Source organism: Pantoea sp. EKM10T, assembly GCF_011800685.1.
In the GTDB taxonomy this organism is placed as follows: Bacteria; Pseudomonadota; Gammaproteobacteria; order Enterobacterales; family Enterobacteriaceae; genus Pantoea; species Pantoea agglomerans.
Genome location: NZ_JAALEU010000003.1, coordinates 145,772 through 168,959, shown reverse-complemented (window position 1 = coordinate 168,959; position 23,188 = coordinate 145,772). Strand labels below are relative to the sequence as shown.

The 23,188-nt window shown below is 57.1% G+C and carries 21 protein-coding genes; 7 read left to right on the top strand and 14 right to left on the bottom strand.

From position 1 onward, the window contains the following. Positions 1-44 precede the first annotated feature (44 nt). Both malF and malG read left to right on the top strand, forming a co-directional pair. The gene (gene malF, locus HFD95_RS07310) at positions 45-1,568 is read left to right on the top strand and encodes a maltose ABC transporter permease MalF (RefSeq protein ID WP_167430025.1); all 1,524 of its coding nucleotides are present in this window, start codon (positions 45-47) and stop codon (positions 1,566-1,568) included. 150 nt (positions 1,569-1,718) lie between these two features. Further along, on the top strand, positions 1,719-2,609 hold the full coding sequence (malG, locus tag HFD95_RS07305) for a maltose ABC transporter permease MalG (protein ID WP_010247369.1): 891 nt from the start codon (positions 1,719-1,721) through the stop codon (positions 2,607-2,609). Positions 2,610-2,695: 86 nt separating this feature from the next. On the opposite strand, the gene HFD95_RS07300 is transcribed toward malG, so the two are convergent. From HFD95_RS07300 to HFD95_RS07250, 11 genes are all read right to left on the bottom strand, one after another. Beyond that, positions 2,696-3,304, bottom strand: a complete 609-nt coding sequence (locus HFD95_RS07300; RefSeq protein ID WP_167430024.1) for a TetR/AcrR family transcriptional regulator — start codon at positions 3,302-3,304, stop codon at positions 2,696-2,698. After that, positions 3,294-3,896 (bottom strand): NAD(P)H-dependent oxidoreductase, encoded by a 603-nt coding sequence (locus HFD95_RS07295; RefSeq protein ID WP_033780165.1) that lies wholly within the window; start codon positions 3,894-3,896, stop codon positions 3,294-3,296. Before HFD95_RS07295 ends, HFD95_RS07300 begins: the two co-directional genes overlap by 11 nt. 97 nt (positions 3,897-3,993) lie before the next feature. After that, positions 3,994-5,064, bottom strand: coding sequence for an iron-containing alcohol dehydrogenase family protein (locus tag HFD95_RS07290; RefSeq protein ID WP_167430023.1), 1,071 nt, complete (start codon positions 5,062-5,064; stop codon positions 3,994-3,996). Positions 5,065-5,073: 9 nt separating this feature from the next. Further along, positions 5,074-5,742 carry a methionine ABC transporter permease gene (locus HFD95_RS07285; protein WP_022624728.1) on the bottom strand — a complete coding sequence of 223 codons (669 nt, stop codon included), beginning with the start codon at positions 5,740-5,742 and terminating at the stop codon, positions 5,074-5,076. Further along, positions 5,730-6,518, bottom strand: coding sequence for a methionine ABC transporter ATP-binding protein (locus HFD95_RS07280; protein WP_050498567.1), 789 nt, complete (start codon positions 6,516-6,518; stop codon positions 5,730-5,732). Before HFD95_RS07280 ends, HFD95_RS07285 begins: the two co-directional genes overlap by 13 nt. Then, positions 6,511-7,314 carry a MetQ/NlpA family ABC transporter substrate-binding protein gene (locus tag HFD95_RS07275; protein WP_010670746.1) on the bottom strand — a complete coding sequence of 268 codons (804 nt, stop codon included), beginning with the start codon at positions 7,312-7,314 and terminating at the stop codon, positions 6,511-6,513. The genes HFD95_RS07280 and HFD95_RS07275 overlap by 8 nt, the downstream gene beginning before the upstream one ends. Before the next feature lie 22 nt (positions 7,315-7,336). Beyond that, on the bottom strand, positions 7,337-8,356 hold the full coding sequence (locus HFD95_RS07270; protein WP_010670745.1) for an isopenicillin N synthase family oxygenase: 1,020 nt from the start codon (positions 8,354-8,356) through the stop codon (positions 7,337-7,339). A 131-nt stretch (positions 8,357-8,487) separates the two neighbouring features. Then, positions 8,488-10,803, bottom strand: a complete 2,316-nt coding sequence (locus HFD95_RS07265) for a molybdopterin-dependent oxidoreductase (RefSeq protein WP_167430022.1) — start codon at positions 10,801-10,803, stop codon at positions 8,488-8,490. Between the two features lie 3 nt (positions 10,804-10,806). Beyond that, positions 10,807-11,475: a methionine ABC transporter permease gene (locus HFD95_RS07260; protein ID WP_010670743.1), complete on the bottom strand. Its 669-nt coding sequence runs from the start codon at positions 11,473-11,475 to the stop codon at positions 10,807-10,809. After that, a complete protein-coding gene (locus tag HFD95_RS07255; protein WP_022624725.1) occupies positions 11,459-12,493 on the bottom strand; it encodes a methionine ABC transporter ATP-binding protein in 1,035 nt (344 codons plus the stop codon). The genes HFD95_RS07260 and HFD95_RS07255 overlap by 17 nt, the downstream gene beginning before the upstream one ends. After that, positions 12,490-13,302 (bottom strand): MetQ/NlpA family ABC transporter substrate-binding protein, encoded by an 813-nt coding sequence (locus HFD95_RS07250; RefSeq protein WP_167430021.1) that lies wholly within the window; start codon positions 13,300-13,302, stop codon positions 12,490-12,492. Before HFD95_RS07250 ends, HFD95_RS07255 begins: the two co-directional genes overlap by 4 nt. 219 nt (positions 13,303-13,521) lie before the next feature. Between HFD95_RS07250 and HFD95_RS07245 the strand changes: the two genes are divergently transcribed. Next, positions 13,522-14,700 (top strand): aminotransferase class I/II-fold pyridoxal phosphate-dependent enzyme, encoded by a 1,179-nt coding sequence (locus tag HFD95_RS07245; protein ID WP_033773834.1) that lies wholly within the window; start codon positions 13,522-13,524, stop codon positions 14,698-14,700. Positions 14,701-15,009: 309 nt separating this feature from the next. Then, positions 15,010-16,476 carry a glycine betaine/L-proline transporter ProP gene (gene proP, locus HFD95_RS07240; RefSeq protein ID WP_154210290.1) on the top strand — a complete coding sequence of 489 codons (1,467 nt, stop codon included), beginning with the start codon at positions 15,010-15,012 and terminating at the stop codon, positions 16,474-16,476. Between the two features lie 53 nt (positions 16,477-16,529). Here proP and HFD95_RS07235 read toward each other — a convergent pair whose 3' ends face one another. Beyond that, positions 16,530-17,117, bottom strand: a complete 588-nt coding sequence (locus tag HFD95_RS07235; RefSeq protein WP_010247406.1) for an ABATE domain-containing protein — start codon at positions 17,115-17,117, stop codon at positions 16,530-16,532. A 176-nt stretch (positions 17,118-17,293) separates the two neighbouring features. Between HFD95_RS07235 and HFD95_RS07230 the strand changes: the two genes are divergently transcribed. Beyond that, a complete protein-coding gene (locus HFD95_RS07230) occupies positions 17,294-18,160 on the top strand; it encodes an alpha/beta fold hydrolase (RefSeq protein WP_010247407.1) in 867 nt (288 codons plus the stop codon). 52 nt (positions 18,161-18,212) lie between these two features. On the opposite strand, the gene HFD95_RS07225 is transcribed toward HFD95_RS07230, so the two are convergent. After that, entirely contained in the window at positions 18,213-18,761 is a 549-nt protein-coding gene (locus HFD95_RS07225) for a YbhB/YbcL family Raf kinase inhibitor-like protein (protein ID WP_010247409.1), read from the bottom strand. 257 nt (positions 18,762-19,018) lie between these two features. Here HFD95_RS07225 and HFD95_RS07220 point away from each other — a divergent pair, with 257 nt between their 5' ends. Next, on the top strand, positions 19,019-19,897 hold the full coding sequence (locus HFD95_RS07220) for a LysR family transcriptional regulator (protein ID WP_010247411.1): 879 nt from the start codon (positions 19,019-19,021) through the stop codon (positions 19,895-19,897). A 5-nt stretch (positions 19,898-19,902) separates the two neighbouring features. Here the strand turns inward: HFD95_RS07220 and HFD95_RS07215 are convergent, their stop codons facing one another. Beyond that, on the bottom strand, positions 19,903-21,540 hold the full coding sequence (locus tag HFD95_RS07215) for a dihydroxyacetone kinase subunit DhaK (RefSeq protein WP_167430020.1): 1,638 nt from the start codon (positions 21,538-21,540) through the stop codon (positions 19,903-19,905). A 258-nt stretch (positions 21,541-21,798) separates the two neighbouring features. On the opposite strand from HFD95_RS07215, the gene fucO reads away from it, so the two are divergent. Continuing rightward, positions 21,799-22,947: a lactaldehyde reductase gene (gene fucO / locus HFD95_RS07210; RefSeq protein WP_010247415.1), complete on the top strand. Its 1,149-nt coding sequence runs from the start codon at positions 21,799-21,801 to the stop codon at positions 22,945-22,947. The last annotated feature ends 241 nt before the right edge of the window (positions 22,948-23,188 follow it).

Sequence of the window (23,188 nt, the reverse complement as noted above, 5' to 3'; positions counted from 1 at the left end):
GCCGGGGCAACCCGGCTTGAGTGACCGTTAAGGAAAACCGCATCATGTCAGGAAAACCGAAAACGCGCAGTGTGCTGTTGAAAAGCGTTCTCATCGGGATCTGCTGTCTGCTGGTCGGCTATCTGCTGGTGCTGATGTACGCGCAGGGCGAATATCTGTTTGCGCTGCTGACGCTGATCCTCAGTGCGACCGGACTGTGGATTTTTGCTAACCGTCGCGCCTATGCGTGGCGTTATGTCTATCCCGGCGTGGCGGGAATGGCGCTGTTTGTACTGTTTCCCCTTGCCTGCACGATTGCCATTGCCTTTACCAACTACAGCAGCAGCAACCAGCTCACCTTTGAACGGGCGCAGCAGGTTTTGCTGGGCCGCACCTTCCAGTCGGGTGAAGCAGTCAGTTTTTCTCTGTTCCCGGCCGGCGATCGCTGGCAGCTGGTGCTGAATGATGGCAAAGACTATGTTTCGCCGCCGTTTCAGTTTGGCGCTGAACAGACGCTGAAAATGGCCCCTGCCGCACCACCGTCAGGTGAACGGGCGAACTTCAGAGCGATCACGACCCATCGTCAGGCACTGAGCCAGATCCGGGCGGAAATGCCGGATGGTCGTCAGTTACGGATGAGTTCGCTGCGCCAGTTCTCCGGCACCCAGCCGCTCTATCGGGTGGGTGTGCAGGATGAGCTGATCAACCAGCAGAGTAACGCGCGCTATCGTGCTAATCCGCAGACTGGTTTCTACCAGGCGATTAACGCCGACGGCCGTTGGGCGAACGAAACCCTGAGTCCCGGCTTTACCGTGAATACCGGCTGGAAAAACTTCGTGCGGGTGTTTACTGACGAAGGGATTCAGAAGCCGTTCCTGGCGATATTTGGCTGGACGCTACTCTTCTCGCTGATCACCGTGGTGCTGACCGTCGCGGTGGGCATGGTGCTGGCCTGTCTGGTGCAGTGGGAGGCGTTGCGCGGCAAAGCGGTCTATCGGGTAATGCTGATTCTGCCCTATGCCGTGCCGGCGTTTATCTCGATCCTGATTTTCAAAGGACTGTTCAACCAGAGCTTTGGTGAAATCAACGTGATGCTCAGCGCGCTGTTTGGCGTGAAGCCCGCCTGGTTCAGTGACCCGACGCTGGCGCGCGCCATGCTGATTATCGTCAATACCTGGCTCGGCTACCCCTACATGATGATCCTCTGCATGGGCCTGCTGAAGGCGATTCCGGACGATCTCTATGAAGCCTCGGCGATGGACGGTGCGGGACCGCTGCAGAACTTCTTCCTGATTACTCTGCCGCTGCTGCTGAAACCACTGATGCCGCTGATGATCGCCAGCTTTGCCTTTAACTTTAATAACTTTGTGCTGGTGCAGTTACTCACCAACGGCGGGCCGGATCGCCTCGGCACCACCACGCCAGCCGGTTACACCGATTTGCTGGTGAACTACACCTGGCGCATCGCCTTTGAAGGCGGCGGCGGGCAGGACTTTGGGCTGGCCGCCGCTATCGCCACGCTGATCTTCCTGCTGGTGGGTGCGCTGGCGGTGATTAACCTGAAAGCCTCGCGGATGAAATTCGACTAAGCGTCTGGCCCGACTGGCGTCATGGTTGCAGGCAGTCCGGACGCGAAGAGCGTGGAACAACCGGAACCTGGGAGGTGAGGATTGTGAGCACTGCCCGGGTTCAGACTGACAAATAAAATAGCCTGATGGACCAGGCTCAGAGGAGTTGTTATGGCTATGGTACAACCGAAATCGCAACGGCTGCGTCTGTTCACCACGCATCTGCTGCTGCTGTTATTTATCGCGGCGATTCTCTTTCCCCTGCTGATGGTGATTGCGATTTCGCTGCGTGCCGGGAACTTCGCCACCGGCAGCCTGATCCCGGAGCAGATCTCGTGGGAGCACTGGCGGCTGGCGCTGGGTTTCAGCGTGGAACATGCGGATGGCCGGGTGACACCGCCGCCCTTCCCGGTGCTGCTCTGGTTATGGAACTCGATCAAGATTGCGGCAATCAGTGCGCTGGGCATCGTGGCGCTCTCTACCACCTGCGCCTATGCCTTTGCCCGTATGCGCTTTACCGGCCGTGCCAGCCTGCTGAAAGGGATGCTGATATTCCAGATGTTCCCGGCGGTGCTGTCGCTGGTGGCGCTCTATGCCCTGTTTGATCGTCTCGGCCAGTATCTGCCCTTTATCGGGCTGAATACCCACGGTGGGGTGATCTTCGCCTATCTGGGCGGTATCGCGCTGCATGTCTGGACCATCAAAGGCTATTTCGAAACTATCGACGGGTCACTGGAAGAGGCGGCCGCGCTGGATGGCGCAACGCCGTGGCAGGCGTTCCGGCTGGTGCTGCTGCCGCTGTCGGTGCCGATTCTGGCGGTGGTGTTTATTCTGGCGTTTATCGCCGCGGTGACTGAAGTGCCGGTCGCCTCGCTGCTGCTGCGTGATGTTAACAGCTACACCCTGGCGGTCGGAATGCAGCAGTACCTCAATCCGCAGAACTATCTGTGGGGCGATTTCGCCGCCGCGGCGGTGCTCTCCGCAATTCCGATCACCCTGGTTTTCCTGCTGGCGCAGCGCTGGCTGGTGAGCGGTTTAACCGCGGGCGGGGTGAAAGGCTAAAACGATCATCATTGTACGTTGCCACTACTTACACAACGCCTGTTGTGGTTGAAGGATTCGGCGGCCTGCGGGCCGCCTTTTTTATGCTAATCCGATTCCGACGCACGGCTGCCTGCCACCAGCGCCACGACCATGGCAGTGATCGCCTGCTCTCCTTCCGCTTTGCTGACATCGCCGCGTGCCACCGCACCTGCGATGGCATCCGCGCCCCCCAGCAAGCCCCACATGCCTGCTTCCGGAATACCGCTGCTGCCTGCCAGAGGGACAAACCAGCGCTGACAGCGGGCGATAAAGTCGAGCTGATAGTGGCGTTTGACGGCAGCCAGTTCCGGTGAGGTGCTGAGCGCTGACAGCAACTCCGGAATCTCACGCCCCTCCGTCATCACACAATCCACATAACAGGCCGCAAGCACTTCCGCTTTTTGTTGCATCACCATCGGCGCGGCATTCATCGCCGCTTCCATCTTTTCGGTCTGGCGACGATCAAAATCGTCATACAACGCCGCCAGCAATCCATGACGGGTGGTGAAGTGGTCATAAACCACCGGTTTACTGACCCCCGCCGCGTCGCCGACTCTGGCCAGCGTCAGTGCCTCGCTGCCTTCGGTTTGCATTATCTGCCACGCGACGTCTGACAACTGCCTGCGTCGTGCTTCGCGTGACAGACGCTTACGGGGTATTTTTTCAACGGTCATGCTTTTCCTGATGGGCGAACAGACGCTGGCCCAGTTGATGCGCCAGCTGATAGTGTGACTCAGGATAACCTTCATCGCCGCTAAGCAACAGTTCACTGGTCACCACCGGCGCACCGCAATAGTCAAAGATGCCGTGATCAATCTGATTCCGCATGCTGGCGAAATAGCCGCGCCGCAGAAAGGTTCGGTTGTCAGCCGCGCCAATCGCAAGCAGATGCACGGGAAGATGGCCGAGGCGTTTTACGATATGGCCATCCTGCTCATCAAAGGCCCAGCCCGCGATGAAAACGCGGTCTATCCAGCCTTTAAGCTGAGCCGGAAATGACCACCAGTAGACCGGATAGACCAGCACCAGCGCATCGGCACGATCCAGCCGCTGCTGTTCTGCCAGCACATCGGGCGGCGTCGGTGCCAGACCGTTGAAATGTCTGTGATCGCTGAGCGTAAAACGTGGATCAAACCCTTCTGCCGCCAGATCGGCCTTTTCAGCTGTATGGTGGCCTGTCGCGATAATGCCCTGCGCCAGCTGGTCCGCCACGCGATGGGTGTGAGCGTCCTGATTGGGATGCGAAGTCACTATTAATGCATTCATCGTCGTCACCTTACCTGATTAGCCATTAAGCTACTAAAGGTAAGTTACTATTGGTAGGTTAGCAAGCGGCGACCGTTGATCGATTCGCTGACCGCACTTACTGTTTAAACGCAGAAGTCGCCAGCAAGGCCTGCTCCAGCAGAGGGTGATCGAACGTAAAGGGAAGGTGCGCCAGGCTGGCGGAGGGGAAATGGATCTGCTGCGCAATCTGTCTCATCCTGTCCGCGTTAATCGCCGCAGGCAGCGTCAGAGGCGAGTGGAAACGGCGCAGCAGCGCCAGCAGTTCAGGCTCCACCTGCTTACCCTGCTGTTCAATCCAGGATTGAATCAGCAAGCTAAAGCCGACCTTTTCACCATGCAGCCAGTGATGCAGCTCCGGCTGGTGAGTCAGGCGATCGTGGATGATGTGGGCAAAACCGGGGGTTGCCATCGCATCCTGAATACTGTTAGCCAGCCCCGCCAGCACAATGTTGGCTTCAATCACTTTCTCCAGCGCCGGGGTGACCTGCTGCCTGATGTTATCGGCCACCGCCGTGTCTCCCCAGCGTTTCAGCACCGTCACCGCCTGCCAGGCGGCTGCGACTTTAAGATCCAGCGCCAGCTGGTGCGGCGTCTGTCGCTGATAAGGCTCAAATTCAAACCATTTGGCCAGCGCATCCACGATTCCGGCCCGCAGATAGCGTACCTCGCTGCGGGCGATGACCTCGCTGTCCACCAGAATCCGCTCCGGCATGGCATTAAGCGGCTGGCTGCGCAGATGGCCGCCGCGCTCATCATAGATAATCGCCAGCGGAGACCAGGCGGCACAGGTGGCGGCCAGCGTGGCGAAGTTAACCAGCCGGATATCCGGCAGCGCGTCGTTGACCGCTTTGGCGCAGTCCAGCACCCGCCCGCCGCCGACTGCCAGAATCAGGGTAGCGCCGTGCGTCTGCACCTGCTGTTGCAGGGCAGCAATCGCCGCGTCGGTACACTCACCGGTCAGGGTGTCGAGCTGCCAGCGGATCCCCGCCCGTTCCAGACTTATGCTCATGTCAGGATTCACCGCCTGCCAGGCCCGCGGCGAGGTGAGGATGTGAATATGCGAGGCAAGCGGCCGGATAATTTCTCCCACCCCGGCCCGCAGCCCTGGCCGTTGCAGATAGCCTTTCGGCGACATCACGCGAAACATGGTTGCTCCTTATCGACGATAAGCCAGCGAGCGTACCAGCCGGTCGCCGAGTTTCTGAATCAGCATCACAAGCGCCAGCAGCACCACAATGGTGGCCGCCATGATTTGGTTATCGAAACGCTGATAACCGTAGCGAATCGCCAGATCGCCCAGCCCGCCACCGCCAACCACGCCCGCCATCGCCGAGAAGCCAATCAACATCACAATCGTCAGGGTAACGCCCGCCACCAGCGCGGGAAGCGCTTCCGGCAGCAGCACACGGCTGACGATATGCCACAGGGTACCGCCCATTGATACCACCGCTTCTATGCGGCCGCGGTCGACCTCATCCAGCGCGTTCTCCACGATGCGGGCAAAGAAGGGAAATGCCCCCAGCGTAATCGGCACAATGGCGGCAGTGCTGCCCAGCGTGGTGCCGACCAGCAGACGGGTAAAGGGGATCAGCGCAATCAGCAGCACCACAAACGGTAAGGCGCGTCCGGTATTTACCAGCGTATTCAGCAGCAGTGAAATCGCGCGATTGGGCAGAATGCCTTTTGGCCGGGTCAGAAACAGCAGCACGCCTACCGGCAGCCCTATCGCGACCGTGAAAAGGGCCGCCAGCAACACCATATACAGTGTTTCGCCAGTGGCGTTCAGCAGCAGTTCCTGAAACCGCTCACTACTCATGCTACGCATCGGGTTAACGCCTCATGCTGATATTTTTCGATAAACGCCCGGTCTGCTTCGCCATCCTTCAGCAGCATTTTGCGCAGACGTCCCTCTTCACGTCCCATGATCTGGCTCAGGCTGCCGCTCTCAACCAGCTGGCCATTCTCAAGTAGCGCCGCCCCGTCACAAATCCGCTTCACCACCGCCATTTCATGGGTGATCAATACAATGGTGATATTGAGCTGCTGCTGAATATCGGCCAGCAGATCGAGAATCGAAGTGGTGGTTTCGGGATCCAGCGCGCTGGTCGCCTCATCGCACAACAGATAACGGGGTCGGGCGGCCAGCGCGCGGGCGATGCCGACGCGCTGTTTCTGTCCACCGGAGAGCTGCGACGGCCAGGCCGCAGCAAAGGAGGCCAGCCCCACCAGTTTCAGCAGCGATGCGACCCGCTCGCGACGTTCAGCCGCAGGCACACCGGCAATCTCCAGCGCCAGATCGACGTTGTCCTGCACATTGCGCGAATGCAGCAGATTGAAGTGCTGGAAGATCATCCCCATCTGCTGTCGCTGCTGACGCAGTTGCGCCAGGCTCATCGCAGCGAGATCCTGCCCGTCAATTTCAATCAGGCCGCTGGTGGGACTCTCCAGCCGATTGAGGCAGCGCAATAGTGTACTTTTTCCCGCTCCGCTCCGACCGAGGATGCCAAAGATGGTCCCCTCTTCGATGGTGAGCGAGATGTCGTCTAACGCTGGCGCAGATGCGCCAGGATACTGTTTGCTGAGATGACTGAGTTTAATCATGCTGCTGGTCCGCGACCGGAATCACTGAGCCCTGATAATTTTTACGGATAAACTCCGCTACCTGCGGCGAGCGCAGATCTTTCGCCAGCTGTAACACGCGGGGATCTTTCGCCAGTTCTGGCGTCGTTACCAGCAGGTTGGCGTAGGGATTATGTGCTGCAGACTCCAGTCCCAGCGCATCTTTCGCCGGGGTCAGACCGGCTTCCAGCGCGTAGTTGCCGTTGATAATCGCGGCATCCACATCATCCAGCGAGCGTGGCAGCTGCGGCGACTCAATCTCAACGATCTTAATTTTCTTCGGGTTCTCACTGATATCTTTCGGCGTCACCAGCGTCGAACCCGTTTCACCCTGCGCGTTGAGTTTGATCACCCCTTTGTCCTGCAACAGCCAGAGTGCGCGGCTCAGGTTAGTGGTGTTGTTCGGTACCGCAATGCTGGCCCCTTCAGGTAGCGCCGCTAAACTTTTCACTTTCCGCGAATAGATACCCAGCGGCTCGATGTGAACACTGGCGGCCACGGCAAAGGTTTTCCCCAGCGCCTTCTCCTGATCTTTCAGGTAAGGCAGATGCTGGAAGTAGTTGGCATCCACATCCCCGGCGGCCAGCAGCTCATTGGCATTCACGCCCCCGCTCAGCTCAACAATTTTGAGATCCAGTTTCGGATCCAGGGTTTTGACATACTCCAGGATTTCCGCATGTGGCAGCGGATCGGCCGCTACGCGCAGCGGCGCGGCCTGTAAACTCTGGGCAATCAGCAGTGAAAGACCGGCAAGGGCCAGAAAGCGCTTTTTAATCATCATCATTTATCTCTTATCGTTATCAGTGGGTGTTGTGTTCGGGGTAGAAACGCTGGGCAACTTCCGGATGCGAACGCAGCCGGCCTTTAAGGTAGTTCCAGCCCACTTCGCGCAGCAGCGGATTAAGCGGATCGCTGCTCGGTCCCTGTGCCAGTTCAGCCAGCTGAGGAGGCAGTTGATAGATCGGCACCACGGCGTCGAGTTGCGCGCCAAGGAAAAAGGCGATGGATAAGCGCTCGCTGCTCTGCGGTGGCGACACCACACGGTGCACCGTTGCGCGAAGATAACCGTTGGTTGCCAGCTCCAGCAGCTCGCCAATGTTCACCACAAACGCGCCCGGCAGTGGTGAGGCATCGATCCAGTTGTCCGGCGTCACTTCCACCTGTAAGCCCGGCTGATCGTCCTGCAGTAACATCGTCAGGAAGCCTGAATCTTTGTGCGCGCCAACACCCTGGCGTGATTCGCCCTCCGTGCGGCCCGGATAACGGATCAGTTTGATATGTTCGTTGGGATAGTCGCCATAGAGGTTATCGAAGGCGTTGCGCGGCAGATTCAGTGCCCCGGCAAAGGCGCGCAGCAGCTCCAGCGCCACCGCTGTCATCTGCTGCTGCCAGCGGGTGACCACCGTTTGCAGTTCAGGTAAAGCTTCAGGCCACTGATTCGGCCCCTGCATCCGTTGCCAGGTGGGTGAATCGGCGGTAACGGGCAGCGCTTCCCGTTCCGCACCAATATCAAACTGCTCGCGATAGTCAGGCTGGCTGCGGGTTATTTCAACCCCCGCCAGGTTATAGCCGCGAAAATGCGGCGAGTTCGCCATCGCCACTGCGGATTTATCCGCCTGTGGCAGGGCAAAAAATTTCCGCGCGACGTGCTGAACCTCATCTAATAATTCACGGTCGATGCCGTGATTGATTAAATAGAAGAAACCGACATCACGCGCGGCCTGGCTTAATTTTTCCAGGACCTGTTGCTGCTGCTGTTGATTACCTGACAATAATGCGAAATCAATTACCGGCAATTCTGCTGTGGTTAACGCGCTCATGATTGACACTCTGTTGGCATGGAATCGCTTTACACTGCCATTTCATTTATGCGTTAACTACCAACTAATCCTGCTATGTATATGCGACGGATGGGAATATCCCACCACGCCGCGGGCTTTAAACCCGCAGATTACTCTGCGCTCCACGCCACGAATGCCGGCGGTAACCATGCCGTAATCTCAGGCAAAGGCTGTTGATAAAGCGCAATCTCGACAAAACAGGTCTGCGCACTGCACCCCTGGCCGAGTCGTGAACTGCCGCTATCCTGGGTCAGCACATTGGGATTGCCGTGTTTATCCAGCGGCTGGCCCTCCTGCTGATCGAGCGGGTCATACCAGGCGCCGGTCGACATCTGTACGACACCCGGCAGGATATCCTGCGTCAGATGCACGCCCGCCAGCAGCGCGCCGCGTCCGTTAAAGACTTTTACGATGCTGTTCTCCTCAATGCCGCGCGCAGCAGCATCTTCAGGATGCATCCAGAGTGGCTCACGCCCGGCAATTTTGGTGGCCCGGCTGACCCGTCCATGATCGTACTGACTATGCAACCGGGTCCGTGGCTGGCTTGAGAGCAGATGCAACGGCCACTGCTGCTTTTCCTGCTGTTGCGCCTGGTATTCCGGCGCATACCAGCAGGCAAATCCGGGCGCTTCGTCATACCCGAAATCGGCCACCTGCTGAGAAAAAAGCTCGATTTTCCCCGACGGCGTGCTGAGCGGGGCTGACTCCGGGTTATCGCGAAACGCTTTTAGCAGGATCTGCGGCGTCTCTGGCGCGGGATACTCCACCACTCCCTGTGACCAGAACGCCTCAAAGGGCGGCAGTTCGATGCCCTGCGCTGCCGCGCGTGGCCGGGAATCTTCATAGAGTGACTGAAGCCACTGGCGCTCATCACGCCCCTGCGTAAAGGCGTCAGCAAAACCGAGCCGCTGCGACAGAGCGGCAAAAATTGCGTAATCCGATTTTGCAGCTGCAAACGGCGGCAGATGCTGCGGCATGGCGATGATAAAACCGTCGTTGCTGGCGCTGCCAATATCTTCACGCTCCAGCGACGTGGTCGCAGGCAGCACGATGTCGGCAAATTTTGCCTGCGCCGTCCAGAACTGCTCATGCACAATTACAGTGTCCGGCCGCTGCCAGGCGCGTATCAGCTTGTTGATATCCTGATGATGATGAAAGACATTGCCGCCCGCCCAGTAGACCAGCCGGATGTCGGGATAGACCCGCTGTTGCCCATCAAACTCATAGTGCCCTCCGGGATTGAGCAACATGTCGGCGATGCGTGCCACCGGAATCGTCTCCTGAACCGGATTATGACCGGCGGGCAGACGAGGCCCGGAAAACTGTCGCCGGGCGGCACCGGCCAGATTGGTTGAGGCGTAACCAAAGCCCAGCCCGCCGCCGGGCGTGCCTATCTGACCCAGCAGAGCGCTAGTCGCAACGGTGGCCCAGAAAGCCTGCTCGCCCTGCCGCGCCCGCTGCACCGACCAGGCAATATTCACCATCGTTTTATGCGCCGCCATCTGCCGTGCCAACGCACGGATCTCCGCGGCCGCCAGCCCGGTCAGCGGTGCGGCCCATTCTGGCGTTTTAGCTATCCCGTCGTGTTCACCCAGCAGGTAGGCGGCATAGTGGTCAAAGCCCACCGTGTAACGTTCTGTGAATGGCGCGTCATAGAGAGATTCAGTAATTAACACCTGCCCGATTGCCAGTAACAGCGCCGTATCGGAGCCGGGCTGTATCGCCAGCCACTCCGCATCGGCCACCCCAGCAAGATCGTTTCTGACCGGACTGATGTTGATAAACCGGGTGCCATTCTGCCGTAGCGTGGTTAACCAATGAGAAAGCGCATGGTCATTAGCCCCGCCGCCATTGACCTGCGCATTGCGCAGCGGCAAACCCCCGATAGCCACAAACAGTTCGCAATGCTCTGCCAGAACCGGCCAATGGGTATGGTGACGTTGTAACTCATCGAGGTTGCCGATGATGTGCGGCAGCGTGCGTTCACCGGCCGCAATGCTGTAGGTGTTGGTGCTGGCGATATAGCCGCCATAGTGGTTAAAGAAACGATGAAGCTGGCTCTGGGCATGATGGAAACGTCCGGCACTCGACCAGCCGTAAGAGCCGGCGTAGATCGCCTGATTGCCGTGCTCTGTTTTGACACGCTCCAGCTCCTCCGCCACCAGCTGCAACGCAACATCCCAGCTCACTTCCACAAACGGCTCTTTGCCGCGCCCGTTGCGGGATGCGCTTCTGTTCTGGAGATAACCGAGCCTGACGGCCGGATTTTTGACCCGGGTTTCGCTTTGCACCGCGCCCGGTAACGACTGCCCGATCGCAGAGGGATTACGGTCCCACGCCACCGGCCTGACCGACGTCAGTGTGTCCCCATCGGTGGTGACGTGATACGTGCCCCAGTGCATAACAGCTAAATCATTCTTTTTCATGGCTCACTCGCGTCGGATACGGCGCGAGAGACGCGTACCCAGGGTTTGCAGTAGCTGGACAATGACAATCAGCACCAGCGCAGTCGAAATCGTGGCAAAGGCATCAAAGCGCTGATAGCCGTAAGTGATGGCGAGGTCGCCAATGCCGCCGCCGCCCACCGTGCCCGCCATCGCCGTCGCTCCCAGCAGGCCGATAGTGGCGGTGGTCAGGGCTAACACCAGCGACGAGGCGGCTTCCGGTATCATGAAATACCAGATGGTCTGCAGCGTGGTGGCACCCATCGCATTGGCTGACTCCAGAATGCCCTCATCCACCTCCAGCAGGGCATTCTCCACCAGCCGTGAAATATAGGGCGCGATAAATATCACCAGTGGCACAATGGCCCCCGCCGTACCGATGGTGGTGTTCACCAGCAGGCGCGTCAGCGGCAGAATAGTGATCAGCAGAATAATAAACGGCAGTGAACGGATGATATTCACGATCGGGTTCAGCAACTGATGTACCAGTCGATTCGGCTGTATCCCACCCGGACGACAGATCACCAGCACAATGCCAAGCGGCAGGCCCAGCAGCGAACCAAAGCCCAGCGACAGCGCCACCATAATCAGCGTGTCCTGCATCGCCGTCAGGAACTGATCGCCGGTAACGGCGGTTTCAAAGAGTTCTGACATCACTGATTTTCACTCCGGTCGCGATGAGAAATTGGATGGCCGCCTCGCGTCGGGCGGGCTCGCCTTTGATCTGCACAATCATGAAACCCAGAATGGTACGCTGTACTTCCGTCATGCTGGCGAACAGGATATTCACTTCAACCTCATGTTCACGGATCAGGCGATTGATGATCGGCTGTTGTGCCGTGCTGCCGACAAACTCCAGCCGCAACACGTCGACAGCCGGATGCTGGCTTAACAGCGCAAGGGTCTGCTGTGGCAGACGATCGTGGATAACGGACTGCACAAAGCTGGCGCTCACCGACTGTTGCGGTTCAGCAAACAGCGACAGGACATCGCCCTGTTCAACGATACGGCCCTGCTCCATCACCGCCATCCGGTTGCAGATCTTCTGGACCACCGACATCTCATGGGTGATCAGGACAATAGTGATGCCGTAACGCTGATTAATCTCCTGTAACAGCAGCAGAATCTGCACCGTGGTCTGGGGATCCAGCGCGGAGGTCGCCTCATCACACAACAGAATTGCGGGATTGGTCGCCAGCGCGCGGGCAATTCCGACGCGCTGTTTTTGACCGCCGGAGAGTTCATCCGGGTAGCTGTGGGCTTTGTCGCTGAGGTTAACAAACGCCAGCAGCTCCGCCACGCGGGTGGCGATAAAATCTTTATCCCGGCCCTGCAAAATCAGTGGGATGGCGACGTTGTGAAACACCGTTCGGGCATTGAGCAAATTGAAGTGCTGGAAGATCATGCCAATCTGCTTTTTGACCTGAATTAAGCGCTTTTTGCTGATCCCTTGTAACGCTTCACCCTGCACCTCAACCGAGCCGGTTGTGGGGGTCTCCAGGTGATTAATCAGGCGCAGCAGCGTACTTTTTCCGGCTCCACTGGTGCCGATGACGCCAAAGATGTCACCCTGGCTGATGCGCAGATTAATCTCCTTCAGTGCCTGCACTTCTGCACCGTTACGCGCAAACGTTTTGCTGACATGGCGAAACGCAATGGCTACCTGACTCATTTGAAATAATCTGGCAGCAGATAGCCCGCATACTGCGCATTATCGGTGATATAGCTTTTAAATTCTGCTGAGTGGTAGCCGGCAATAATGTCACGGGCAAACTGAGCCTGCTTATTTTTACCGGCTACCGTCACCACGTTAATAAACTGGCTGGTTGCCGCTTCCAGTTTCAGTGCCGAATTGAGTTTCATGCCACTGGATACCGCGAAGTTGCCCTGAATGACACCATAGTCAACGTCGGGGAGTGCACGCACCTGCTGAGCGTTATCCATCTCTTTGAGCACGATTTTGTAGGGATTTTCCGTGATATTTTTCTGCGAAAAAGTGGCAGCATCGCTATCGGGGCTGATTTTGAGCCAGCCGATGCTCTGGAGTAACAGCGCCGCCCGGTACTCATTTGAGGGCTGATTGGGCACAGAGACCGTGCTGCCCGGCGCGGGTTGAGTCAGCGTTTTCACGCGCCCAGAGTAGAGCCCCATTGGCGGGGTCGGCACCTGCACAATCCCAACGTTATCAATGCCAAGCCGGTCATTAACCGACTTAAGATAGACGGGATGCTGCATGATATTGGCGTCAATCGTCCCGCGATGAACAGCATCATTAACCTGAATTCCATCACTGAAATCTTTATACTCCAGAGTATACCCCTGCCTGATTAATAAGGGCGCGACGCCTTTTTCAAATTGCTCTTTATAAGGCCCTGGATTAAATCCAATCCGTATTTTCTTCTGGTCGGCTGCCTGAGCGGCAGAAATAAAAAGGCTGGCGGTGGTCAGTGCCAGAATAATTCCCCGGGATGTGATCTGCATTGTTTGCCCTGATTCATTATTGTGAGAGCGATCGATTTAATCACAGCCATCGCGGAGAGGAACAGGCAAAACCCAGTCCCGACTTTGGCTTATTTATGCTAACGATAGTCACACGCTGGATATTCGAATCCTTGCAAAGAACAGCGTTATTTCTGCTAAAGATTTTAATGTCAGCTGTGTCATTCTTCCTCGCTTAACACTGTTTATTGCGGGAGAGATATGGCGGAGTTTGCAGCTTCAGAGATGGTCGCAGGGCTCGAAGAGAACCTCTTCAGCATGCTGGAAAAGCAGGCAGCACAACTGGATGATGCGCTGTTACCGCTGATCGATCTCTCTTCCGGCAGTCCGCGTCAGCCAACGCCGCCCGCGGTAATCGCTTCATTACAGGCTGCGGCAGCGAAACCGGAGAACCATGAGTATCCCTCGTTCTGGGGCAAACCCGCGCTGCGACGTGCTATCGCAGCCTTCTACCAGCGTCACTACGGCGTCACGCTCGATCCTGAAACTGAAGTGGCGCTGTTCCAGGGCGCGCACATTGGCGTCAACGGTTTTCCCCGCGCCCTGCTCAATCCGGGGCAGGTGTTGATCTCTACCGATCCCTGCTATCCGCTCTACCGCTCAGCGGCCCGTCAGGCAGGTGCCGATTTTTATGGCATTCCGCTGGAGGCGCGCAATGCTTTCCTGCCCGATTTCACCCTGGTGCCGGACGAGATCGCGGCGCGTGCCGGTCTGCTGCTGCTCAATTATCCCCATAATCCCACTGGCGCACTGGCGACAGCCGCGCTGTTCGCCGACGCGCTGGCCTTCGCCCGCCAGCATCATGTTCCGCTGATTCATGACTTCGCCTATGCCACGCTGGGCAGTGAGTCGGGCGAACAGCCGCTGAGTCTGCTGGCACAGCCCGATGGCAAAGCCTGGGGCGTGGAAATCTACACGCTGTCAAAAAGCGCACTCATGGCAGGCTGGCGGGTGGGATTTGCGGTGGGAAACGCCTCGATGATTGCGGCATTTAAAAAACTTCATACTCATAGCTACAGCACGGTGTATGGCGCGGTGCAGGATGCCGCCATCACCGCGTTGTCGCTGCCCGCTGAACAACTCAGCTTGCTGGCAGAGCATTACCATCAGCGGCGCAGAGTGATTTTAGCCAGGCTGGCAGCAATGCACTGGCCGGTTCGCGCCCGTCAGGGCACCTTTTTCCTCTGGCTGGCAGCGCCAGCTGGTTTCACCGGGGAGCAATTCGCCGCCCTGCTACTGGCCCAGTGTCATCTGCTGGTGGCACCGGGTAACGGGTTTGGCGCAGCGGGTCGTGATTATATTCGCATCAGCCTGACAACCGGGACGGAGCAATTACTGCAGGCGCTGGATCGCATCGACGAACTGAAACTGTTTAAGTAGCGCATCAGCACCGGGAAAACCAGTTCCAGATATAACCAGAGCACCAGCCGCAAGTTATTACCAAATGTTCAGACCCGTAAGCAGGCGTGAATAAGTTCACTATGCTGGGTTTGTCAGTAAATGCAGTTATTTCGGCTGAAAACTTGCAAAAACTTACAATCGTAGTCTAGAGTTTACCGGCTGCGGTTTCTGCCGCTTCACTTAAAACTTATTCGGCTTCTTATAGCTTTCATTTCCACGGTTTCTTCTGAACATTGTTTGCGGCTGCGAAAGCTATAAGACTCCTTCATTGATGCACCTGAGGAGAATATGGACACCAGAAACTCATCGTCTGAACACCCAAAGAAACATTTCTGGAACAGGAAGCCAAAAGAGCTGACTGTTGACGACATTACCGTCATCGACAACGACATGCTGAAGCGTGCAGTTGGCGCAGCTGCGTTAGGTAATGCGATGGAATGGTTCGACTTTGGCGTATACAGCTATCTCGCCGTGATCATCGGCAAAGTCTTCTTCCCGGATGCCAACAACGCGGTACAGCTGATCGCCACCTTTGGTACGTTTGCTGCGGCCTTCCTGGTCCGTCCGATTGGCGGCCTGGTATTTGGCCCGCTGGGTGACCGCATCGGACGGCAGAAAGTGCTGGCGATGACGATGATCTTGATGTCGATTGGTACGTTCTGTATCGGTCTGATCCCGGCTTACTCTTCAATAGGCATCATGGCACCGATTCTGCTGCTGGTGGCACGTCTGATTCAGGGCTTCTCAACCGGTGGTGAATATGGCGGCGCAGCGACCTTTATCGCGGAGTACTCTACCGATAAACGCCGGGGCTTTATGGGCAGCTTCCTGGAATTCGGCACCATCGGTGGTTACCTGCTGGGTGCCAGCCTGGTCACGGTGATGACCACCGTGATGTCGAATGAGGCGATGATGTCCTGGGGCTGGCGCGTGCCGTTCTTTATCGCCGCGCCGCTGGGCCTGTTTGGTCTCTATGTGCGACTGAAGCTGGAAGAGACTCCGGCTTTCCAGCAGCACATGGAAAAACAGGAAGCACTGGAGCAAAGCAAGCCGCGTCTGACGCTGATGCAGATGCTGAGCAAATACCGCGCACCGATGATGAAATGTATCGGTCTGGTGCTGCTGTTTAACGTCTCTAACTACATGCTGACCTCGTACATGCCGAGCTATCTGACCGGCGTGCTGGGTCTGCCAGAGTTAAGTGGCCTGCTGCTGGTTATGGTGGCGATGTTCGTGATGATGCCGCTGACGCTGCTGTGGGGTCGCTGGACCGACCGCATCGGTCGTCGTCCGGTGATTGCCTTTGGTGCGGTGGGTCTGATCCTGCTCGCCATCCCGAGCTTTATGCTGATCGGGTCCGGTAATATGTGGGCGGTATTTGGCGGCCTGATGATTCTGGGTGTACTGCACACCTGCTTCAGCGGCACTATGCCTTCGACGCTGCCTGCGCTGTTTACTACCGATATCCGTTACAGTGCGCTGGCCATCGGCTTCAACCTGTCGGTATCGCTGTTTGGGGGTACGACACCGCTGATTACCGCGTGGCTGGTGGATACCACTAAAAACAATATGATGCCAGCTTACTACATGATGGGTGCGGGCGTGATTGGCCTGCTCACCATTCTGACGGTACGTGAAACAGCCCGTCAACCGCTGACCGGTTCATCCCCTGCGGTAGCGACCAAAGCGGAAGCGCATCGCCTGATCGACAAGCTGCGCAAGCGGCACAAGCCATCAGCGACCACCGCGAAATAACTGTTCTGACACCCTGCTCTGCAGGGTGTTTTTTTATCTGCCATCCGATCTGTTTACCCAGCTGATTTAACTGCCCTGAAACGCGCCACTTTCGCCCGATTGCCACACAGCGCCATGCTGCACCAGCGACGGCGATGCGCTTTGGTGCGATCGTAAAACCACAGTGTACAGGCGGGATGTTCACAGCCACGGACTCTGCTGAAATCCTCCTGCGCCAGCAACATTGCAGCCTGTTCCGCAACCTGTCCCAGCCGCTGCATCACACTCTGGCCCGCATAGACCCGCCTGATTTTTAAGGCACCCGGCTCCCCGGTCATTTGCAGATGGCTGGTCGCTTCACCCAGCCAGGCGTTCAGCGCCTGAATATCAACGCCCTCTCCCGCTTTGTGCTGCTGCACGTTATCACGAATGATCTGACGTAAGTGACGCGCTGCTTCCAACAGTGCACCCGGTTCATGCTGCGGAGCCGGGGCATCTGGTGCCAGTCCGGCCTGGTGTAGCCAGGCTTCAACATCCTGATCGGTTTGCCAGAAGTCGTGCGGCTGGCCTTCCACGATGGCCAGGGTATTGATGAAATCCAGCGCCGGATGATCAGCTAGAAACCACGGTCCCTGGGCGGTGTGTGATTGCGTTTCCGCCATGATATTGCCTCCCTTGTTAACTCTGCTGAGGCCACTGTAACCGACAAAGGATTATTTGAATAGTTACACCGCACCTTTTGTAACCATTATAAATTGATTTGACAGGTTACATTCTGGCTGCATAATGACTCTTAGTAACCCCATAAACATCATTTAACCAGTTACAGGAGTTCAGCATGCGTGATCAATCCATTTCGTATCGTTACCAGCAGGCCGATGGCGTCAATATTTTCTATCGCGAAGCGGGCGATCCTTCCCTGCCGGTACTGCTGCTGTTGCATGGCTTTCCCACCTCTTCACATCAGTTCCGCAATCTGATCCCGCTTCTGGCCGATAAATTTCATCTCATCGCACCCGATATGCCGGGCTTTGGCTTCACTGAAGTGCCTGCTGAGCGCAACTATTCCTGGACCTTCGACGCACTTGGCCAGACGCTGACCGCCTTTGTCGATGCACTGGGGCTGGAACGTTATGCGATGTATGTTTTCGACTATGGCGCACCTGCCGGTCTGCGACTGGCACTGGCTTACCCCGATCGCGTCAGCGGACTGATATCACAAAACGGTAACGCCTATCTGGAGGGATTAGGAGAGGCCTGGGCGCCGGTCCGCGCCTACTGGGACGATCCCAGCGAAGCAAATGGTCAGGTGATCCGTGACGCCATCCTGACGCTGGAAGGGGTGAAGTGGCAGTATCTGCATGGGGTGAGCGATCCGCAGCAGATCGCCCCGGAAACCTATACCCTGGATACTCTGCTGATGGAGCGCCCCGGTAACAAAGATATTCAGCAGGCCCTGTTTCTCAATTACGCCAGTAATCTGAAACGTTATCCGGAATTTCAGGCGTTCTTTCGCCAGCAGCAGGTGCCAACGCTGGTGATCTGGGGCAAGCACGATCCGTTCTTTATTCCACCGGGCGCAGTGGCCTGGCAGCGGGATAATCCACAGGCGGTGGTCGAGATGCTGGATAGCGGCCACTTCGCGCTGGAGACGCACACCCATCACATTGCGTCGCGCATCCGCGAGATGTTCAGTGGCGACTGACCCGCTGCGCGCAGAGGCAGGCTATTCAGCGCTGCCTCTGCATACGTGCAGGTCATTCATTGCTAAAGCGGCCAACGGTGCTGGCCGCGCCCAGCGCATGGCCTTTTAGCTGTGCAACCAGCTCTGCCTGGGTTAACCCCGCTTTCAACTGACCCACCGGCAAATCGGTGGCGATCAGCACAAAGTTATAGTGATGCAGCCCACTGCCTGCAGGCGGACAAGGACCATAATAGTGCAGCGTCCCTGGGGTATTTTTTCCGCCGGTGTAGTCCTTGCCCTTTGTCAGAGCCCCCTGCGCAAATGACGAGCGGCTGGCGGGAATGTTATAGGCCACCATGTGGGTAACGCCGAGCCCTTTGGCCCCGACCGGGTCGGTCATCAGAAGAGCCAGACTGCGGGTGCCCGCCGGAATCGCAGACCAGTTCAATTCGGGAGAGATATTCTCACCGGTACAGGAAGGATTACTTTTATTGGCACCGGCAAACTTTTTATCCAGTAGCGCATTATCGCTGAAGTCTTGTGATTGCAGCGTAAATACCGACGCCGCCAGCGTGGTCATTGGCAAAACGGCCAGCACCGTCGCGCAGAGTAATTTTTTCACCAGCCACTCCTTATCAGATTACTCAAGAGATTATGTTCCGTATGGATTGCGTCACAGCCTGATTACTATAACGGCTTTAACGCGATTGACCCGACTGACCGCCTGTTCAGGGGTAAGGAAACGGCAAATCTATGATCTCCGTCGCGCTGGCTGAGAGAGCTGGCGCGTTGCCCTGTGACGCATTACCCGATATAAGTTAACGCGTCTGGCTGAAGTTTCGCCTGAATCATCGTCACTGTCACCGATAAGTGGACACTATGCAGATTGAAGATCTTCGGATTTACGTTGCCGTAATGCATGCTGGCAACTTTACTGCAGCAGCTGAGCATCTGATGCTATCGAAACAGTATGTCAGCCGCCGTATGGCTGCGCTGGAGGCATCATTAGGGGTACGACTGTTGATCCGTAACACCCGTAAGCTGTCTGTAACGGATGCAGGTTTACTGTTCGCGCAACATGCTCAGCGCATTCTGGATGAGATTCAGGAAGCGCAACTGGCGGTGTCAGAGCAGCAGCAGGCGCTGCGCGGCACCTTCCGAATCAATCTGCCGATGTCCTTTGGCATGAGCCACCTCTCCCCCCTGATTGCCGAGTTTCTAAGCCACCACCCGTCATTGCAGTTTCATATTGAGCTGGCTGACCGCTATGCCGATGTGATTGGCGAAGGCGTTGATATGGCGATTCGCATCGGTACGCTGGCTGATTCCACGCTGATTGCCCGTCCGCTCGGCGAGCTGAAGCGGGTTATCTGCTGCAGCCCCCGCTATCTGGAACGGGCAGGCGTGCCGCAGCAGCCAGAAGCCTTGCTGCAACATGCCTGTCTGCGCTACGGACGTGAAGGTCAGAATGGCTGGGAACTGCAGGTCAATGGTAAACCGAAGTGGCTGGCGGTTCAGGGCCCGATGGTGAGTAACAATGGCGAGGTTCTGCGTGATGCCGCACTGGCAGGCTTAGGACTGGTATTGTTACCCGCCTTTATCGTTGAGACAGCCCTGCAACGCGGTGAGCTGGTGACCGTGCTGGACGACTATCTGCCGCCCCCGCTCTCCCTGAATGCGGTTTACCCGCAGCACCGTCAGCGCAGCGAAGTAAACCGCCAGTTACTGGCCTTTCTCCAAACGCGTTTAGCGTCGTGACAGCACTAAAGTTTTTTTAATGCCGCAAAGACCCTGGCGACAGCGACGGCACCCGGATCAGACACGCCGTTGAGGTTAGCACTGTTAAGATAAGATGATCGGCCCGCTTTTGCTTTCCCCATGCTGGCGGTTGCATCACTGCCCTGCTGTGCCGCATCAGCCGCCTCTGCCAGCGATTTACCCGCCACCAACGCCTCGATTGCCGGTTGCAGCGCATCAATCAGCGTGCGATCTCCTGGTTGTGCCCCGCCATACTGCTTCATCTTCTCCAGACCCTGTTGCAGGGCCGCGGGCAGCGCATCGCCTTCGGCCAGCTGCTGCGCAGCAGCGGTGAAAAAGATCGCCATCAGTACGCCGCTGGAGCCGCCCATCACCGTAGCCAGTCGCTCACCCGTCACCGCGAGCAGATCGGGCAAGGCATTTAACGGCAGCTGATTATCTGCACATTCGCGCTGGATCTGGCGTGCGCCAGCAGCAAAGGTCGAACCGGTATCGCCATCACCGACCTGCGCATCCAGTTTGTTCAGCTCGCTTTCGCTGGCGATCAGGGTTTCACAGATGCTGTTAACAAACGCAGCGACGGTCGGGTTATCTGAGGGTTGCGCCGGATGCGCTGTTGCCTCTTTTGTCGCGTTAACCGGCTGCAGCGGCGCGACTTTAACCGCCTGAACCCAGCCGGTGACCTCAACCGGCGCGCAAATCGCCTCCTCGAACAACGGCGTCAGCGTCATGGAGGTGACGGAAAAGCCCTTCATGTCCAGCGCGGTCATCAGCGGAGCCGGGCCAATCAGATAATCACTGCCCAGGCTGAGCGGCGACTCAATCAGGTCACGCGTGACCAGACTCATCTCCAGCGCGGACATGCCGCCAAGATTATTGATTAACAGCGCGCGTGGCTGATCGTTGTCCGGCATCACTTTCTCCAGCAGGTGCTGCACAATCTGCTGACTGTTTTGCGTCTGCATGACGTCAACGCCCGGTTCGCCATGAATCCCCAGCCCCATTTCAACGCTGCCGTCTGGCACCCGCTGGCCGGTCTGTTCATCCGGCAGATGGCAGCTTGAGAGCGCAACGCCCATGGTGGCGATAGCAAGACTGGCTGCCTCTGCTGCCTCGGTCACCGCCGCCAGGTCATCACCCCGCTCTGCGACGAAGCCCGCCACTTTATGCACCAGCAACGTGCCCGCGACGCCGCGTGGCTGAGGGTTATCGGGCAACGCAACATCATCACCGACAATCACCATATTGACGCTGAATCCCGCTTTGCGCGCTTTTTCTGCCGCCAGACCGAAGTTGAGGCGATCTCCGGTGTAGTTTTTCACAATCAGCAGACATCCCGCCTCACCGGTAATATTGATGATGGCGTTGTAAACCGCGTCAACGCTGGGGGAAGCAAAAACATCGCCACAGACGGCAGCCGTCAGCATCCCTTTGCCGATAAAGCCGACATGGGCCGGTTCATGGCCTGAACCACCACCGGAAATCAGCGCGACCTGCTGTTTTTGCCAGTCATTACGCATCACGATGCGAATGCGCGGATCGACCTGCAACCGGACCAGATTGCGCCACGGGCTGGCGTAAATCATGCCATCTAACGCGCTGTCGACGAGATCATCCTTTTTATTCATTACGAATCGGGTCATGTCTTCTTTCCTCATAGGCATGCGGGTTTGCTGATGACCCAGTGTTACATACCACTGACGACAGTGAGAAATCCATCAACAGGTCTGTAGTCTGATTTCAGACATACCGCACGAAAACCAGCTGACACAGGCGCAGTGATTTTTACTAATTGATTGATTTTTATCAAATGTCTTTACCTGAAAGTGAGAGGTTCTGCGCAGAACATGAACCGGGGATCACGGATGGTAAAAATTCATTTGTTAACAGAGGATGTTTTAATGACCCAACGTATGATTCTCAATGAAACCGCCTGGTTTGGTGCTGGTGCATTGCGCCATTTGCCGGAAGAGGTACAACGTCGCGGGATGCGAAAAGCATTGATCGTCACTGACAAAGCGCTGGTCGCGGCGGGTGCGCTGAAGCGGGTGACCGATCTGCTGGCGCAACATCAGCTTGACTGGGCGGTGTATGATGAGGTGGTGCCGAATCCTACCATTCGGGTTGTGCAGCAGGGTGTTGCGGTGTTCAGAGAGTCAGGTGCCGACTACCTGATCGCCATTGGCGGGGGCTCACCACAGGATACCAGCAAGGCGATCGGCATTATTATTAATAACCCTGAGTTTGAAGATGTCCGCAGCCTGGAAGGCGTCAGCCCCACCCGTCATCCATGCGTGCCGATCATCGCTATCCCGACCACGGCAGGCACCGCCGCAGAAGTGACGATTAATTACGTCATTACCGATGAAGAGAATCGCCGTAAGTTTGTCTGTGTCGATCCCCATGACATTCCGAAAGTGGCGATCATTGATGCGGAGATGATGGCGAGCATGCCAGCGTCGCTGAAGGCTGCGACCGGTATTGATGCCCTAACCCATGCCATTGAAGGCTATATCACACGCGGAGCCTGGACCCTGACCGATATGCTACACCTCAAAGCCATTGAGATTATCAGCCAGTCACTGCGTGAATCGGTGGCAGGAAATATTGAGGCAGTTGAGCAGATGGCGCTGGGACAATATGTGGCCGGTATGGGTTTCTCTAATGTCGGCCTTGGTCTGGTGCATGGCATGGCACACCCGCTGGGCGCCTTTTACAATGTCCCGCACGGCGTAGCCAATGCCATTTTGCTGCCGCAGGTGATGGCGTGGAATGCCTCAGGCACTGGCGAAAAATATCGCGACATTGCCCGTGCAATGGGTGTGAAACAGGTTGAGTCATTGTCGCTGGATCAGGCGCGGGAAGCGGCGGTCGCCGCGGTGCGTCAGCTCTGTCGCGATGTGGGTATTCCCCGCTCACTGCGTGAAGTGGGCTTAAAAGAGGCGGATATCCCTGCACTGGCACAGGCCGCGCTGGATGATGTCTGTACCGGCGGCAACCCACGTACGCCGGACCTGGAGGACGTGATGGCGTTATACCGCCAGAGTTAAAGCGCATATCCTGTAGTGATGCACTGCCGATAACAGGCCCGTCCTCGCTGGCGGGCTTTTTTACGTCATGGCAACGCTTAATCCAGGAGCCTTCGCCAGAGGTTGTTGAGTCTGGCTGACGGCATCAGCCAAGGTTTTAGCCGCGTTTATCCCGCCTGGTTTCAGCCTGAAATCGCCCGCTGTTACGATGAAGTTCAGCGAGCGAACCAACTGCCCTTACCCATGATTTCTTTAGATGCTA

Excerpts from the sequence above, each read along its gene's own strand:
- HFD95_RS07285 (WP_022624728.1), bottom strand. The coding sequence starts at position 5,742 with ATGCGTAGCATGAGTAGTGAGCGGTTTCAGGAACTGCTGCTGAACGCC.
- HFD95_RS07245 (WP_033773834.1), top strand. The coding sequence starts at position 13,522 with ATGGCGGAGTTTGCAGCTTCAGAGATGGTCGCAGGGCTCGAAGAGAAC.
- HFD95_RS07250 (WP_167430021.1), bottom strand. The coding sequence starts at position 13,302 with ATGCAGATCACATCCCGGGGAATTATTCTGGCACTGACCACCGCCAGC.
- HFD95_RS07290 (WP_167430023.1), bottom strand. The coding sequence starts at position 5,064 with ATGTTTCGCGTGATGTCGCCGAAAGGCTATCTGCAACGGCCAGGGCTG.
- HFD95_RS07270 (WP_010670745.1), bottom strand. The coding sequence starts at position 8,356 with ATGAGCGCGTTAACCACAGCAGAATTGCCGGTAATTGATTTCGCATTA.
- HFD95_RS07220 (WP_010247411.1), top strand. The coding sequence starts at position 19,019 with ATGCAGATTGAAGATCTTCGGATTTACGTTGCCGTAATGCATGCTGGC.
- proP (WP_154210290.1), top strand. The coding sequence starts at position 15,010 with ATGGACACCAGAAACTCATCGTCTGAACACCCAAAGAAACATTTCTGG.
- HFD95_RS07235 (WP_010247406.1), bottom strand. The coding sequence starts at position 17,117 with ATGGCGGAAACGCAATCACACACCGCCCAGGGACCGTGGTTTCTAGCT.
- malF (WP_167430025.1), top strand. The coding sequence starts at position 45 with ATGTCAGGAAAACCGAAAACGCGCAGTGTGCTGTTGAAAAGCGTTCTC.
- HFD95_RS07255 (WP_022624725.1), bottom strand. The coding sequence starts at position 12,493 with ATGAGTCAGGTAGCCATTGCGTTTCGCCATGTCAGCAAAACGTTTGCG.
- malG (WP_010247369.1), top strand. The coding sequence starts at position 1,719 with ATGGCTATGGTACAACCGAAATCGCAACGGCTGCGTCTGTTCACCACG.
- HFD95_RS07260 (WP_010670743.1), bottom strand. The coding sequence starts at position 11,475 with ATGTCAGAACTCTTTGAAACCGCCGTTACCGGCGATCAGTTCCTGACG.
- HFD95_RS07215 (WP_167430020.1), bottom strand. The coding sequence starts at position 21,540 with ATGACCCGATTCGTAATGAATAAAAAGGATGATCTCGTCGACAGCGCG.
- HFD95_RS07230 (WP_010247407.1), top strand. The coding sequence starts at position 17,294 with ATGCGTGATCAATCCATTTCGTATCGTTACCAGCAGGCCGATGGCGTC.
- fucO (WP_010247415.1), top strand. The coding sequence starts at position 21,799 with ATGACCCAACGTATGATTCTCAATGAAACCGCCTGGTTTGGTGCTGGT.
- HFD95_RS07275 (WP_010670746.1), bottom strand. The coding sequence starts at position 7,314 with ATGATTAAAAAGCGCTTTCTGGCCCTTGCCGGTCTTTCACTGCTGATT.
- HFD95_RS07295 (WP_033780165.1), bottom strand. The coding sequence starts at position 3,896 with ATGAATGCATTAATAGTGACTTCGCATCCCAATCAGGACGCTCACACC.
- HFD95_RS07265 (WP_167430022.1), bottom strand. The coding sequence starts at position 10,803 with ATGAAAAAGAATGATTTAGCTGTTATGCACTGGGGCACGTATCACGTC.
- HFD95_RS07280 (WP_050498567.1), bottom strand. The coding sequence starts at position 6,518 with ATGATTAAACTCAGTCATCTCAGCAAACAGTATCCTGGCGCATCTGCG.
- HFD95_RS07300 (WP_167430024.1), bottom strand. The coding sequence starts at position 3,304 with ATGACCGTTGAAAAAATACCCCGTAAGCGTCTGTCACGCGAAGCACGA.